This is a genomic window from Coleofasciculus sp. C1-SOL-03, from assembly GCF_040220555.1.
GTDB lineage: Bacteria > Cyanobacteriota > Cyanobacteriia > Cyanobacteriales > Coleofasciculaceae > Coleofasciculus.
On record NZ_JAVJUO010000106.1, the window covers coordinates 19,445 to 35,206 of the forward strand.

15 protein-coding genes are annotated in these 15,762 nt (G+C 41.9%); all 15 read left to right on the forward strand.

The genetic code is table 11. The annotated features are described in order from the left end of the window. The first annotated feature begins 23 nt into the window (after positions 1-23). The 15 genes from RIE73_RS17115 (at position 24) to RIE73_RS17185 (ending at position 15,446) form a co-directional block, all read left to right on the forward strand. Positions 24-1,238, forward strand: a complete 1,215-nt coding sequence (locus tag RIE73_RS17115) for a hypothetical protein (protein WP_446402319.1) — start codon at positions 24-26, stop codon at positions 1,236-1,238. 172 nt (positions 1,239-1,410) lie between these two features. Next, a complete protein-coding gene (locus tag RIE73_RS17120) occupies positions 1,411-2,229 on the forward strand; it encodes an FkbM family methyltransferase (RefSeq protein ID WP_446402320.1) in 819 nt (272 codons plus the stop codon). A gap of 26 nt (positions 2,230-2,255) precedes the next feature. Beyond that, on the forward strand, positions 2,256-3,479 hold the full coding sequence (locus RIE73_RS17125) for a glycosyltransferase family protein (protein WP_446402321.1): 1,224 nt from the start codon (positions 2,256-2,258) through the stop codon (positions 3,477-3,479). A 165-nt stretch (positions 3,480-3,644) separates the two neighbouring features. Then, complete coding sequence (locus RIE73_RS17130) at positions 3,645-4,583, forward strand: Stf0 family sulfotransferase (RefSeq protein ID WP_446402322.1); 939 nt, start codon at positions 3,645-3,647, stop codon at positions 4,581-4,583. Next, the gene (locus RIE73_RS17135; RefSeq protein ID WP_446402323.1) at positions 4,576-5,538 is read left to right on the forward strand and encodes a glycosyltransferase family 2 protein; all 963 of its coding nucleotides are present in this window, start codon (positions 4,576-4,578) and stop codon (positions 5,536-5,538) included. The genes RIE73_RS17130 and RIE73_RS17135 overlap by 8 nt, the downstream gene beginning before the upstream one ends. Further along, a complete protein-coding gene (locus RIE73_RS17140) occupies positions 5,535-6,107 on the forward strand; it encodes an acyltransferase (protein WP_446402324.1) in 573 nt (190 codons plus the stop codon). Before RIE73_RS17135 ends, RIE73_RS17140 begins: the two co-directional genes overlap by 4 nt. Further along, complete coding sequence (locus RIE73_RS17145; protein ID WP_446402325.1) at positions 6,107-6,979, forward strand: glycosyltransferase family 2 protein; 873 nt, start codon at positions 6,107-6,109, stop codon at positions 6,977-6,979. The genes RIE73_RS17140 and RIE73_RS17145 overlap by 1 nt, the downstream gene beginning before the upstream one ends. Positions 6,980-6,987: 8 nt before the next feature. Then, on the forward strand, positions 6,988-7,827 hold the full coding sequence (locus tag RIE73_RS17150) for a sulfotransferase domain-containing protein (RefSeq protein ID WP_446402326.1): 840 nt from the start codon (positions 6,988-6,990) through the stop codon (positions 7,825-7,827). A gap of 79 nt (positions 7,828-7,906) precedes the next feature. Next, a complete protein-coding gene (locus tag RIE73_RS17155; protein ID WP_446402327.1) occupies positions 7,907-8,635 on the forward strand; it encodes a class I SAM-dependent methyltransferase in 729 nt (242 codons plus the stop codon). 42 nt (positions 8,636-8,677) lie between these two features. Continuing rightward, positions 8,678-9,898, forward strand: a complete 1,221-nt coding sequence (locus tag RIE73_RS17160) for a glycosyltransferase family 4 protein (RefSeq protein ID WP_446402328.1) — start codon at positions 8,678-8,680, stop codon at positions 9,896-9,898. A gap of 111 nt (positions 9,899-10,009) precedes the next feature. Beyond that, positions 10,010-11,467: a hypothetical protein gene (locus RIE73_RS17165; protein ID WP_446402329.1), complete on the forward strand. Its 1,458-nt coding sequence runs from the start codon at positions 10,010-10,012 to the stop codon at positions 11,465-11,467. Continuing rightward, positions 11,464-12,591, forward strand: coding sequence for a glycosyltransferase family 4 protein (locus RIE73_RS17170; RefSeq protein WP_446402330.1), 1,128 nt, complete (start codon positions 11,464-11,466; stop codon positions 12,589-12,591). Before RIE73_RS17165 ends, RIE73_RS17170 begins: the two co-directional genes overlap by 4 nt. A 136-nt stretch (positions 12,592-12,727) precedes the next feature. Continuing rightward, positions 12,728-13,909, forward strand: coding sequence for a glycosyltransferase (locus RIE73_RS17175; protein ID WP_446402331.1), 1,182 nt, complete (start codon positions 12,728-12,730; stop codon positions 13,907-13,909). A 21-nt stretch (positions 13,910-13,930) separates the two neighbouring features. Continuing rightward, positions 13,931-14,578, forward strand: coding sequence for a class I SAM-dependent methyltransferase (locus RIE73_RS17180; RefSeq protein ID WP_446402332.1), 648 nt, complete (start codon positions 13,931-13,933; stop codon positions 14,576-14,578). Between the two features lie 31 nt (positions 14,579-14,609). Beyond that, positions 14,610-15,446 (forward strand): glycosyltransferase family 2 protein, encoded by an 837-nt coding sequence (locus tag RIE73_RS17185; RefSeq protein ID WP_446402333.1) that lies wholly within the window; start codon positions 14,610-14,612, stop codon positions 15,444-15,446. Positions 15,447-15,762: the final 316 nt, after the last annotated feature.

Sequence of the window (15,762 nt, forward strand, 5' to 3'; positions counted from 1 at the left end):
ACTAGAAGACTCAACTAACCAACATGGATCAACTACCTAACCTACTTGTTCTTTCTCAAACAATCCCGCAGAGTATATATGCTGGCTCTATAGTATTATACCGCTTACTGAAAGACTATCCTAAAGAAAAATTATTAGTTTGTGGTTCTCTACCTTCTTCAAACGCTGAGATTTTAGAATGCCGCTATGAGGTACTTGAAAGTCCATTTAAGCGATTTGAACGCACTCGATTTTCAATATTAATTCGCTCCCTACGCACGTTTAAAATAATTCCAAGCTTTAAAAATAGCACCATAGAATCTACTCTCGGTGGATTTAAACCTGATGTCATTCTATCCGTTATGCAGGTTCAAAAGTATTATTTTCTTGCTTATCGATATGCCAAATATAAAAACTTGCCTTTGATACTTCTCGTTCATGATATTCCCGAGGTATTTGAGCGAGTTTACCGATGGGCTGACAAACTACAATTAGCGAGAAATGCTGAGGTTTATCAATATGCCTATAAACGGCTATGTATTAGCCCAGAAATGCGAGATAAATTGTCAAAAAAATATGGCGCTGAAGGAGACGTACTTTATCCAAATCGTTCTGATAATTTGACTCCACGTCCTGCTCATGAATCCATACATTTAAAACAACCAGGTACTTTAATAATTGGATATGCAGGGAGTTTAGCTTATGGGTACGGCATCCAACTTCATCGCATGATAGCTTCTTTCTCGGAAATAGGTATAAAGTTGCGTATCTACTCTGACTATGTAAAGGGAACTCATCATCCCTTGTCCGATTTATCGGATACTGTCACTTACTGTGGCTATGCGGCGTCACCCTCTGAAACTTGGTCGAGAGTAAAACAGGAATGCGATATTGTTATCCTGCCCTACTGTTGGATAAACAATAAGTACCAAAACTTATATAAGACTCATTTTCCGAGCAAACTTCCCGAATATTTAGCGTTGGGAATGCCCCTTTTCATTGTTGGTCCTGATTATGCGACAGGCGTGAAATGGGGATTGCGAAATCCTGAAGCCGCTTTCGTAGTAACGGAAAATAATCCCGCAGCTTGGATAAGAGCATTGACTCAACTGAAAGAATCAGCCTCTTTACGCCAAAGCTTGAGTCAAAATGCTGTATCTATAGGTACACGCAATTTCGATCCGGCTACGATCCAGAATCAATTTTTGCACCACCTCAGACAGACCCTGAAAAATAAGGAGAGTACTCATGCGGAGTAATAAAGGAATTCGTGGTGTATGGTGGCTCGTACAGCCTGTGCGAAATACTAGAAGTAAAGAACTACTAAAATTACCCACTCTTTATAATCACTCCTTAAAAGAATGACTTGAAGCAAAAGACTAAATATTAACAATTTTTACCACTAATTTTTATTGTTAAAATAACTCATATATGCCTAAATTTAGCCGTTTGAAGCAGATTATATCATTTACAAAAATAGCAGCGTATCCTATGGATTTACTCAAGTTAGCAATTTTGGGTTTTTCCCGAGGACATCCTTTCAGCTCTTCTGACTTAATTTCTAAGTTTGGTCGCCAGCTTTTTCCGCAAATAGTTATTAGACCAAATTTAATGAAAGGGTTACAGATAGAATTAAATCCCAGTGACTTGGGTCATCTTATATCCTTTCAAGAAATAGTGCTAGAGCGATGCTATAAATTAGAGTTAGTTCCATTCAAGCCAGAAAAAGTCATCGATTGCGGTGCTCATATCGGTCTTTTTTCATTATTGGCAAGTCGTGCTTATCCTGAAGCTAAAATTATTGCCTTTGAACCTAACCCTGACAACGCTAAATTTATCCAAAGGCAATTACAACTCAATACACTGAATGTATCTCTAGTTGAGGCTGCTGTATCCTCCCAAGAGGGTGAAGCCTGGTTTCAGTCTAACTATAGCAATACTGGATGTTTGCAAACCGAGGAGTCAAAAAATTCAGATAGCTATCGAGTAAAAATCATAGACTTACCACATTTCCTAAAACAGCTTCAGCTAGAAAGTCTACTACTAAAAGTGGATATTGAAGGTGAGGAAGCCCAACTTATTCCTGCTTTGATTCCACACTTACCTCAACGGTGTGCAATATTCTTTGAAAGTCATAATGGGGAGGATGGCTGGAAGCAACTTAGCCAATGCCTTACCAATGCTGGTTTCCACGTTCAGCAACTACGCTGCTCTTACCCGTATGTTGATGGATTTACCTTACGAACCTAAATCATATTTCTCAGATCGTTATTCAGATGAGAATTTTCACTGCCGTTCGCCACTCAATTGAGCCAAAATTCTATTATAGTGGACTCTGGAGTGGCAACTTTTACCCAGCGCTGCGGCAACTAGGACATGAGATTTTTGAGTCTCAAGTTGACCTATTACCAGCCAGTCGATTTATGCAAATTTCAGGCAATTTCACACGACAAGAACAGGAGGTTCGTTCCCAGATTACACAGAAAATCATTGATGAAGTCCGGCAAGCCCATCAACAGCAACCCATAGACCTCTTCCTTAGCTATTTCTATAATGCCCATTTTGACCCAGCAGGCTTTGAAGAAATTCATCAGCTAGGTATCCCTACCGTCAATTTTTACTGCAACAGTATCTATCAATTTGAATTGGTATTAGAAATTGCGGCTAAGGTCAACTTCGCTTGGCACGCAGAGAAAGAAGCGCGTGACCTGTACTTGAAGGTAGGAGCAAACCCCGTGTGGGTGCAGATGGGTGCAGACCCAGAAGTGTACTATCCGATGCCATCGGCAACCCGTCAGGTAAAGGCGTGCTTTGTCGGTCAGCGCTATGCCGATCGCGATCGCCTCCTTGCCGAACTCATCACTAGCCAGGTTCCCATAGATATTTATGGCAGAGGTTGGGGTGTTAAGGATTCCGGTAAACACTCAGGAACAATATCAGATCGACAAGACTTCGTATATTTGGGGCGGCGATCGCCTAAACCAGGTGGACTCATAAGTTATGCTCGAGCAACCTGGCAAAATATCAAAAAACAGGGTGTGGTTGCAGGCATCGATCGAACTATTCACCAACTGCACTATCGCCGTCAGAGTCGCCAGTTGGCTCCATTTTTTACCTCATCTGCCTGTGGCTTTGCAGAAAATATCAGCCAAACCTTTGCCCGCTATGAAGTTGTCCTCAATTTCAGCAATGTTTGGGCTGACGGGCGTCCTGGCTCCCAGCTAATCCCCCACGTGCGTCTGCGTGACTTTGAAGCTCCCATGTGCCGAGCTTGTTACCTCACTGGCCACACAGACGAGATTGCAGAATTCTATGAACTGGGAAAAGAAATCGACACCTATCGTAGTCCTGAAGAGCTAGTGGATAAGACCAAGTTTTATTTAACCCATTCTGCTGAAGCCGAGAAATTACGAGAGGCAGGCTATCGACGGGCTTTGCGCGACCATTCATGGAAACGCAGGTTTGAACAACTTTTTCAGGAAATCGGCTTAGAGATTTGAAAAATTTCTCATTCGTCCGGAAGCGCTCGTCGATAAGACGAAGTTCTGTATAGTTCATGAATGTGCGAAATTTGCTTGTAGACATGAACAAACTGCTCGTTACAGGTTCTTCCGGTTTAATTGGCTCTGAGGTTGTCGATCCTAGATTGGAAGGAGGATCTAGATTTGGAGTTAACTTTACCATCCTTCTTGAAAGTCAATTCTAGCTTCTTGAGTCAAAATTGGGCGATACTAGATATGATATCTGATATTCTGAATTGCACTCTCGAAAACCTTGTATCCCGAGCCAAAAAAGAAGCACTTTCTGCAACAATGGCAGGTAAATTTATTAGAGCAAGCCGAGATATAACTAGAGAGCTGTATACCTATCCCTATGCTCTCAACCCGATTATAAAGTCAGCTTCTAATAAATTTTTAGTTTTAGCTCAACCACGAACGGGTAGCACCTTACTGTTTGACTTGCTCAATTCACACCCAAAAATTAGCTGTGAGGGAAATGCACGAAATGCCGAAATTCTACGCAAACGCTTAGCTTTCCCACTTTTATTTATCAACGGTAGAACCAAAATTCATTGTGATAAGGTTTATGGATTTAAGCTCATAACTAACCACCTTCAAATCCAAAACATCAAAAATGAAGAACGATTTATTGAAAATTTATATGATCAAGGGTTTCAAATAATTTTTTTAAAAAGAACAAACATTCTGAAACAATCTCTTTCCATTATGTCAGCTAATTCAACAGGTGTTTGGCATATTGAAAAATGGCAAGACCAGACAACCCTTACAAAAAAAAAGATCCAGGTTAATTGCAAACTACTCATGCAGTACATGGAAGCTCTGCAACGCCAGGAGAAACAATACGAAACAATCCTGAAAAACTTACCTCATCTAGGGGTAACCTATGAGAAAGACCTCTTAGGAGCAGATAAGCATCAACAAACACTTAACCGAATATTTGAATATTTAGGTATTCTATCCAGAAATGTTGAAACAAGCTTGCTTAAAATTGGATCTGAATCACTATCTGACTCTATTCAAAATTATGAAGAACTTGTAGAAACCATTAGCGGAACTGAATATGCAAAATTCCTCGATGAGTAAGCCTCAACTACTTCCTATCTCTGCGCTCATTCCCACCCGGAACCGTAGCCTCCCACTCAGCAAAATGCTCAATAGTTTAGCTGAGCAATCTGCACAACCTATTGAAATAATCGTGGTTGACGGTTCCTTAGACAATGATACCCAAAAGCTGTGCCAAGCCAACATCCCTGGCTTGGCAACTCAGATTATTTACCACAAAGCCACAGAAATAGGTGCGGCAGCCCAGCGCAATCAAGCCATGAGCTACGCCTCCCAAAATACCATCTGGCTTGTTGATGATGACATTATTTTTGAGCCGGATTGCTTAGCTCGACTTTGGGCAGCACTCCAGAGTGATACCCAATTAGGTGGTGTTAATGCCATGATTGTCAACCAAAAATATTTACCTCCAGGTAGGGTAAGTCACTTACTGTTTAGATTTTTACATGATCGTACTGAAACTAGCTATGCAGGTAAATGTATTGGTCCTGCTCTTAATTTATTGCCTGAAGATCGTCCTGATTTACCAGCAGTTGTGCCTGTTGAGTGGCTGAATACTACTTGTGTTCTTTATCGACGAGAAGCATTACCCCGACCATTATTTCCATCTATGTTTACTGGCTATTCCCTAATGGAAGATGTGACCCTCTCCCTTGTAGTTGGCAAGAAGTGGAAATTAGTTAATGCTAGAACTGCTCGGATTTTCCACGATAGTCAACCAGGAGACCATAAAAACAATAAAGCTGTATTAGCCAAGATGGAATTGGTGAATCGTCACTATGTCATGACTTCCATCTTAGGTCAAAGACAACCAGCAGATTATCTCAAGCTAGCTGTACTACAGTTGTTTTGGATTGCTGCCTCTCTAGTGTCCGTAAAAGGTTGGCTCTCTCTACCATCTGTGCTGCTGGGCAAATTTAGTGCAATTAGAGAGATTATTTTCTCCGGATACAGTGCGGCTGGTAACGAATCATGAATCAAATTCGTACTGGAATTTTAGCAACGAATCGAGCCATTGCAGGATTAAACAGTCGCTGGCGCAATCTTTATTACCGCTCTCTAGGAGTGAAGCTACATGGCTACATCTGGATGCGGCAAGTTGAAATTCCCCGTAACTTTGAAGATATCGAGATTGAGAGTGATTGTGCTCTGGATCGAGGGGTGGTACTACTTTGCAGTGGGGAACCCTTACCCCATCCCAAAATTCACATTAGAGCTAACACATACATCAACCGTAACACCTTTATCGATGCTATAGAGTCCCTGACAATTGGTAAAAATTGCGCCATTGGTCCCGGTTGCTATATCACCGATCACGATCACGGTCAAGACCTCACACTTCCACCTCTGAAACAACCCATGATTGCCAAACCTACCCAGATTGGCAACCGCGTCTGGATTGGAGCCAACGTCACCATCCTCAAAGGAGTAACCATTGGCGATCGCACTATCGTTGGTGCAGGCAGTGTTGTCACTCGCGAGCTACCATCAGACGCGATCGCAGTGGGAGTTCCAGCCACAGTCATCAAGTACCGAGGCAAATAATGATTACAATTCAGGATATAACAGATTTAGTATCCATTGGGATTACAACCAAAAATCGCTGGCAGGACTTAAAAACTACGCTCACCAAGATTACAGAAGCTGGCTTGGGTTCACTGCCGATCCTAATTTTTGATGATGCTTCCGATCGACCTTGCCCATTTGATATTACGTCATTTCCCCTTAAAGTTAAACTGAAGAGATTCACGGAATCGAAAGGTTTAATTGTCAGACGCAATCAATTAGCGCAGGCAATACAAACGAAGTATTACCTAAGCCTTGATGATGATTCTTTTCCGGTTTCTGGTTCCCTACCTGCGGCAATTGAATTTGCAGAATCCTGTAAAAATTTATTATGCCTTAGTTTCCCCATCTACAATCCGGTAATGGGTAAGTATCAGAGCCAGTCTATACAGAATGAACCTTATCAGACCAGAGCCTTTATCGGCTGCGGACACCTTCTCCATTGCCAAATATTTTTGCAGCTAGGAGGGTATTGCGAGGAACTAATTCATCAAGGAGAGGAGATGGAAATAGCTGCCAGAGCATTTCAAAAAGGCTTATGCTGCTACCATTTTCCAGGCTTTGAAATTCATCATACTGCCTCTAATATAGGACGTAATTGGTATCGAATGGATTTTTATGGAGCACGTAATAATGTCCTTTGGAATGATTGGTTTATACCTGAAGAACTAAAATTTATCAAGCAAGTTCGTACTTTTTTGTCGAGGTTAATTCAATCTACAAAAGTGGGTAGAATAGGTCAGTTGCAAGGAGAGTTTGCTGGATTTATAGATATATTTCGTTATAAACATAATCGCCAGCCAATGTCATTGGAACTCATAAAAATTTGGCAAAAACTACCTCATGGCTGAACTTATATATGAAATATTATGACAATTTATTAAATCAAAATCTGGAAAAAATCGGCAAGCCAATTGTCATCGCTAGCCATCCCCGTTCTGGTACACACCTAACTATCGATCTACTTCGCAAGCAGTTTCGAGAGTGTCAGTCTTGGAAGCACTTTGGTGAACCACTAGACCGTCTCTATCTAGTTATTGATGCACTTGCCGCCTCCAAAAAACCGCTTAGCAAAGATGTGGATCTACGGATTATTCAGCGTTCACAAAGACCAATCATCAAAACACATTCTAGTCCAAACTTTATACATTTGCTGAACGAACACGGCAGCTGGATTGACTGGCTCAAGGAAAACGCTGATACCTACTACATCCTCCGAGATGGAAGAGATGTGATGTGTTCTTTGCATCTTTTCATGCAGTCATTCGACCCAACAACACGCTGTTCCCTTAGTGAGTTTATGCGCCAGAAAATAAACGGCAACAGTCGCCCTAGAAGATGGGCAAACCATGTTAAGCATTGGCGTAACACTCCCGGAGTCCAGATTCTACACTTTGAGGAAATCGTTCGGAATACTCGAAGGGTAATTGCACAAATTGGTGCAGAATTAGAGCTTGACCCCCTCTATGTTGAACCGCTATTGCCAGAACGTCTCGCTAGTCTTTGGCATAGTCGTGCAGCAAGGTTAGCCCAGCGTCAGCCGGAGAGTACGGCAATCCTTGGTTGCTACCGTGGTCAAAAAGTTCAAAAGTGGCGAAAAGCTTTTACTGCGTCAGATTATGAATTCTTTCATCAGGAGGCAGGTGACCTGCTAATCGAATTAGGTTACGAAACTTCTGAAGCTTGGGTGGAAACTTAAATACTTTGTTGATTCGCTTTGAAATAGTTCAACGAATTCACTAGATAGAATTGTAATTTCCTAGTTTAAAGCCACAATTATGCATCAAGAAGTTGAAATTCAGCGTCAGTACTATGCTTCGACGGCAAGCTCCTATGATGAAATGCATTTGGAGAAAGATCAAGAGCATTTTTTAGCGTTGCATTTGCTTGCGAGTTATATCAATTTTTATCAGATTCGCAGTGTATTGGATGTAGGGGCAGGTACAGGACGTACATTTCTCTGGCTAAAAAACAGGTTTCCCGATCTAGTCGTTAAGGGTATCGAGCCAGTAGCAGCTTTACGTGAGCAAGGTTATAAAAAAGGAATTCCGCCAGAAGATTTGATAGATGGTGATGCTTACCACCTTCCTTTTCCAGAAAACAGCTTCGATCTAGTCTGCGAATTTGCTGTCTTACACCATGTTAGAGAACCGGAAAAAATGATTCGGGAGATGTCGCGAGTGGCATCCAAAATGGTTAGCATCTCAGATTGTAATTTTATGGGGCAAGGTTCCCTACCTCTGCGCTTTCTGAAATACACCATCTTTTCCCTGGGGTTCTGGTCAGTTGCAAACTGGATTAAAACAAAAGGCAAAGGATATACCATCAGTGAAGATGATGGATTAGCTTATTCTTATTCTGTTTATCAGAGTTTACGAACAATTCAAAAATCATGGAAAACTCTGCGAATGACCAGTACAAAAGGAGAAAGCGATACTTGGTTTGGTTCAATTGTTTCTACAGAACAGTTGCTGCTTATTGCCTTGAACAAAAAGTCGTCTTATTAGAAATATTATTCAAGCTTTTCTCAGATTCAGTCTGATAATTTTATGTCAGAACAATCACCCCTATGGATCTGCGCTCAACTAGGAGCTCGCGAACATTACGCTATTCCACGAGTATTACACCAATCTAACCAACTCGCCCATCTGATAACCGATGCCTGGGTCTTACCTCAGTCTCCCCTAAATCAACTCCCGAAATCTCTCTTAGCTAATTTACGGGAACGCTTTCACCCAGACTTAACCCAAGCCTATGTCCGCGCCTTCACGGGTTCGTTAATTCGCTTTGAAATCGCTCAACGCATCCAAAAAACAACTGGGTGGAAACGCATCATTGCCCGTAACCACTGGTTCCAGCAACAGACAGTCCAGTCGCTCAATACCCTCACCCCTCAACTCCACTCTCCCCCCACTCTCTTTGCCTACAGCTACGCCGCCTTAGACCTATTCCGCTACGCCAAGTCTAGAGGCTGGCGCACTATCTTAGGACAAATCGATCCGGGACCCATTGAGGAGAAATTAGTTCTAGAGGAATATTCCAGACATCCTCACTATCAATCGATCTGGCAACCCGCACCGCCCCACTACTGGGACAGTTGGCGGGAAGAATGTTCCCTCGCCGATCGCATTGTGGTGAATTCACCTTGGTCGAGTCAAGCCTTACAGCAAGAAGGTATCCCTGCCAACAAAATTGATGTCGTTCCCCTTGCCTACGAACCCCTCGAACAAGCCCATGACTTCGTGCGAACCTACCCTCCGGCTTTCTCCGCCGAACGTCCGCTGCGAGTGCTGTTCCTCGGTCAAGTAATCTTACGCAAGGGCATCGCCGCACTACTAGAAGCCGCCAAACTGCTCCGCGACCAACCTATAGAATTCTGGCTAGTCGGTTCCCCAGGCATCACCAGACCCCAACCAGAGTCAGGACAGGTGCAGTGGATTGATGCTGTCCCTCGCAGTGCCGTAGCTAAGTACTACCAACAGGCAGACATTTTCTTGTTTCCCACCCTTTCCGACGGTTTTGGACTGACCCAGCTCGAAGCTCAGGCTTGGAAACTGCCAATAATTGCTTCCCGATTCTGTGGCGCTGTAGTGAAAGATGAAATAAGCGGATTGCTATTGCAGGAGGTTACTGGAGAAGCGATCGCGAATGCTCTCCGCTTCTGCCTTAACAATCCTCAACGATTAGAAGCGTTTGCCAGAGCGAACACCTTTTGTTTTAGCCTGTCGCAATTGCAGCTTCATCTTCAATCCCTATGCCATGTTAATTGACCACCATTACTCGGATTACAGCATCGGTTCTCTAGCGATCATGAGTTCCAAGCCAAAACATTCCTTTTACGCTACTAATTTTTTTTATTATTTACTCCATTTTTCAGGAATATGGTAGTACAAAGTAAATTTTTTTTTATTTTATGGTTCATTTTTTTATTAGCTCTGGGATATTTATTAGGCTTGCAGTTGGGAAATATAAGTATTTTAATTAGTGTTTTGCCTCCCGCCGCAAGTTTTTATTATTTTTTAACTTCAATCCTATTGGTACTGCTAATAATAGAATCTTTGTTTAAAAAAAATATTTCATGGAAAAAACCAGCAGTTATCGTTTATATTACCGTTGCAATATGGTATTTGACTGAACCGATTTATACTCCCGATAACTTAACAATTTTTTCCAATGCAATTTTAGAAAAATGTTACTGGCAAATCATTCTATTTCTGGGTAGTTTTAGATTTTTTGTTCCTCAACTTTCCCAAAAAATGGTCATCAAGCCTTCATTAGCATATCAACTATTAATTACATCAATCGACCCAGCTAAACTGTTAACATACCTTTCACTTGTCTGGCTAGGTCTATTAATGTACGGAATCAGTCGGATGAATGGGGACATTTTTGGTGCATTGTTTCCCATCAACTCTCGTGCTGGTGGATATATGTGGGGAAGGGCAGCCGGTGCTGCTGCTGGAAGTAGCGGTTTTATCGTTTCTTCTGCTTCCTATATTTACATTCTAGTTTGTTCTTTCTTCGGTATTACTCTCTTAATGCAAAAACAGTTAAAGGTACGACTTTTAAATTTATTAGTGATTTTAATTTCTTGGCCATATTTTATATTAATGGGAGCAAGAAATATATTTTTAGCCGTCGTCATGCCGTCAATCTTAAGCTATGTTTTATTGTCTAAACAAAAGTGGTGGATAAAAATTATTGTACTAGGAATTGCGTTCGCAATCATAAATCATATTTTAACTTTGGTAATTACCTATCGCCATGTTGGATTTGCCGAAATTTTTAACCAATCTGGTATAGAGATAGCTTTAAAAGCAGAACAGAAACACTTAGGATTAAATATGCTTGAGGAACTCTGTTTTATTAACGACTTTTACCAACAGGGTAGGCTACATATAAGCTATGGAGGCGATTACTTAGCACAATTCCTTAATTTTGTACCTCGTGCGATTTGGCCCAACAAACCACTTGTTGGCATCTATTATGCTATCCTTCGAGGTTTTGCAGACAATAGTAGAGATATCGGAGTTTCTACTACTGTATCCACTGGTTTAATCGGTCAAGGAGTTACTAATTTTGGCCCTTATTTGGGTCCTGTAGCAGCAGCCTTCCTGATGGCTTTATGGGCAGCATTTTTAGCTAGGCTATGGAGCCAACGTAATTCACCGCTTCGTCTTTGTCTTTTTCTGGCTGGTCTAGGAATTACATTTAACCTCGGACGAGAAATGACCTTACTTGTCCTCTGGCCTATTGTATTCGGATATGCTCTAGTGCGATTCCTAGAACACATAAACAAAAAAAAATTAAGATCCAGTGAATTGAACAAATACTCATGAATTCCATTGCAATACTTTTTGCGAGTTATGGTCCATATCATATAGCTCGACTAGAGGGTTTCTATAATCGCTATAATAGCTCATTCAAAAAGATAGTAGGTATTGAATTAGCCCGTAAACAAATAGAATATGCTTGGCAATCTGAAGTCGAAGGGCTTCCTTTTCCTATCGTCTCTGTGATTAAATGGCGGCAACTTGAACAGGTAACATTTAGTCGGTTACTGTTACAGGTTTACAAGGTTTTATCTCAGATCGATCCAGATATTTTGGTAATTGCTGGTTATGCCAGACCTGCCATGCTGGCAGCGCTGTTGTGGTGTCTGTATCAACGAAAAGCTGTGATTCTTGTTTCTGAAACCAAGCAAGATGATGCTCCGCGATCGCTGTGGAATGAAACTATCAAGAGATGGATACTAAAACACTACAACGCGGCGCTAGTAGGTGGACAACCACAAAAGCGTTATTTGATAGAACTAGGTATGCCTGCGGAGGCAATTTTCTTAGGTTATAACGTAGTAGGGAATAAGTTTTATCACCCAAACCAAATCAAGACATTACCTACTCCCATTTCTAAACCTTACTTCTTAGCAATCAATCGCTTTGTACCGAAAAAAAATCTTTTGTTTCTCATTTCATCGTATGCCGCCTATCGCCAAGCAGTCGGTACTCAGGCGTGGGACTTAGTGCTGTGTGGTGATGGTCAGCTTCGCCCTCAGATAGAGCAATATATTGCAGAATTCGGTTTACAAGATACTGTCCATCTACCTGGTTTCCTCCAGCAAGATGAACTTCTTCCTTACTTTGCTCATGCCAATTGTTTTATCCATGCCAGCATTCAGGAACAATGGGGATTAGTGGTAAATGAAGCAATGGCAGCTGGTTTGCCCGTACTAGTTTCTAACCGCTGTGGCTGTTTTGAAGACTTAGTAATTGAAGGTGTCAATGGTTTTGGTTTCGACCCAGAAAATAGTCAACAGTTAACTGATTTAATGATCAAAGTCAGCTTGGGTAATGTCGCTCTAGAGACAATGGGTCAGGCGGCACTCGAACATATCAAAAATTTTTCTCCAGATTACTTTGCCCAAGGCTTAATGCAAGCAATTGAGTATGCTTTAGCGCATTAACCATTAAATATTTTTTTAGTAATTAATTTATTAACAACTTAATTATTTTTAACAGTTGTAATCAATTAATTGACATCCGGATAATACCTGAGATCGCTGTAGAACTTTATAAGAGTGAATCTCTGTTGAATTTCCTATGAAGCTTTTAATCGTTGTCCCTGCACTTGGTCTGGTTTACGGTGGTCCTTCTAAAATTGCAGTTGAACTTGCTCAATCCCTTGGTGACTTGGGAATCAGCGTTGATCTTGTCACTACGAATGCCAATGGCTCTGTTAGTTTAGATGTTCCACTTTATACCTGGCTACCTGAAAAATATCACCGCATTCAATACTTTCCATACTGGGCTTTGAGCGACTACAAAATCAGCTTTTCTATCACTAAATGGCTATTTCAACATATCGCCGATTACGACCTAGTACACACTAACGCTATTTTCTCCTATCCGATTTTACCCGCCTACTGGGCTTGCCGATGGCACCGAGTTCCCTACATCATCACCCCTCACGGTATGTTGAATCCTTGGGCGCTATCCTACAAAGCAGGGAAAAAGCGCTTCTACTACGCCTTTTTGGAAAAGCCGGCCCTCCAGTGTGCCAGTGCCATCCAAATGCTCGCCTCGACTGAAGCAGAACGCATTAAACCGCTCAATCTCAAGGCTCCTCTGGTTGTAATTCCTAACGGCATTCACCGTCAAGACTTTGAAAAGTTACCAAATCCAGAGCTTTTTTACCAAAAATTTCCGGATACTCGCAACAAAACCTTGATTATATTTCTGGGCAGGATAGATCCAAAAAAAGGACTCGACTTGCTTGCTGCTGCCTTTGGTAAAGTACATACCCAATTTCCTCAGACGCATCTAATTATTGCCGGACCAGATAACATTGGCTTTCTGCCAACGGCTAAAAATTACTTTACCAAAGCTGGATGCTTTGATGCTGTAACATTTATCGGCATGCTCACAGGGTCCCTTAAATATGCCGCTCTTGCCGCCGCTAGTATTTATGTGGCTCCTTCCTACTCGGAAGGTTTTAGTATGTCTGTTTTAGAAGGTATGGCATCAGGATTGCCTTGTGTTATCACTATTGGCTGCAATTTTCCCGAAGCGGCAATGGCTCAAGCTGCTCATGTTGTTGATATTAATGCCGAAGCAATCGCCGATGCTTTGATGCAATGTTTGAAGCATCCCCAGCAAGCCAAAGCAATGGGAAACCGCGCCCGTCAACTTATCCTCGAACAATACACCTGGGAGCGCATCGCATCAAATTTGATTGAGGTTTATACAGCCATCATTAAAAAAGAGCCTGTTCCTACTCTTTAGTAATGGACTACCCATTTATCTATGGAAACCACTCTTAGCAAGTACAACTATGCTTATCAAAATAATTTTTCAGGACATCATCATGCCTATCTGATAGCTCCACTCCTGGAAATGCTCTCTCAGGTAAAAAGCTCCAGCCAGCAAAAGCTACGTGTATTAGATATCGGCTGTGGAAATGGCAGTCTAACTCATCTCATTGCCCAACAAGGTTATGAAGTCGTTGGTATTGAAGAATCTGAGTCGGGTGTGACATTTGCTAGTTCGAGTTTCCCAGATTGCCAATTTATCCAGGGGAGTATTTACAATTTACCTTATGACAAGTTGGACAACTCATTTGATATTGTTATTTCCTGCGAAGTCATTGAACACTTATTTTATCCCAGAGAACTCGTCAGAGCTGCTAATAAATGTTTGAAGCCCAAGGGTGTTTTAATTCTTACCACTCCTTATCACGGCTATTTTAAAAACCTGACTCTAGCTCTTTCTGGAAAAATGGATAGGCATTTTACCACTCTTTGGGATGGTGGTCATATTAAGTTTTTTTCTACAAAAACTCTAACTGAACTCTTAAAACAAGAAGGCTACACAAACATTAAATTCCGATTCTCTGGCAGATGCCCATATCTTTGGAAATCAATGCTCTGTTCTAGCTCTCCAGTGAATAGTTAAGTTTAAATATTTTAATAGTAAACTCAGGCTCATGCTTGAACAAATAACGCCTCTTATCCTTACCTTTAACGAAGCCCCTAACATCGATCGCACTCTGGCAAAACTCATTTGGGCAAAGCAAATCGTCGTTATTGATAGCTACAGTACCGACGAAACCCTGGACGTTGTAAAATCTTATCCGCAAACCCAAGTCTTCCAACGCCAGTTCGATACCCATCACAACCAGTGGAACTACGGCTTGGCACAAGTCAAAACTGAATGGGTACTCTCCCTGGATGCCGATTACATCCTTACTGACGAACTAATTGCTGAACTTGCGTCTCTTCCCACAGATTCCCCTATAGATGGCTACTTTGCCCGGTTCAAATATTGCGTATTTGGCAAGCCACTGCGGGGAACATTGCTTCCACCTCGACAAGTTCTATTCCGACGCGAAAAATCTATCTATCTCGATGACGGACATACCCAGCTACTTCACGTCAGAGGTGAGTCTGGTACACTCAACTCCTATATCTACCACGACGATCGCAAACCTCTAAGTCGCTGGTTGTGGGCGCAAGATCGCTACATGCTGATTGAAAACCAGAAAATCCTGGAAACGTCTCCTGGTGAACTTAGTTTAGGCGATCGCATCCGGCGGCAAAAAATCCTCGCCCCCTTCGTCATCCTGTTCTACTGTCTGATCTTCAACCAAGGTATTCTCGACGGTTGGTATGGCTGGTATTATGCACTTCAGCGTACCCTGGCAGAAATCCTACTCTCCATTCGTCTCATCGAAATGGAAAAATTTGCATCTCGATTACCCACTACGCCGGACAGATCTGTCTCCAACAGACCGATTAACCCTTCTGTCTTGGTGGAAAAATAAACCCAATCTGCCAGAATACCTCTCTTATACAAGCTATGGCATATCTTTATATCACTGCTTTACCTGAATAAGTTGGGTTGAGGTAAGCGACGAAACCCAACTTTAAAAAATTGACAGATACCCAATGCTGACTTTTCACGGGAAGTCTTAAAACTATTGTAGAGACGCGCCATGGCGCGTCTGGGCGGGTGTAGTGGACTGACACAGCTAAAATTGTGGAATAGATTTGACGTTTAAACTGGGCGCAAGCCTTGCGCCCCTACAATTCTAATCCACCAATTAAGGTGTGCCACGCCAGTAGGGTGCGTTAGCGTTA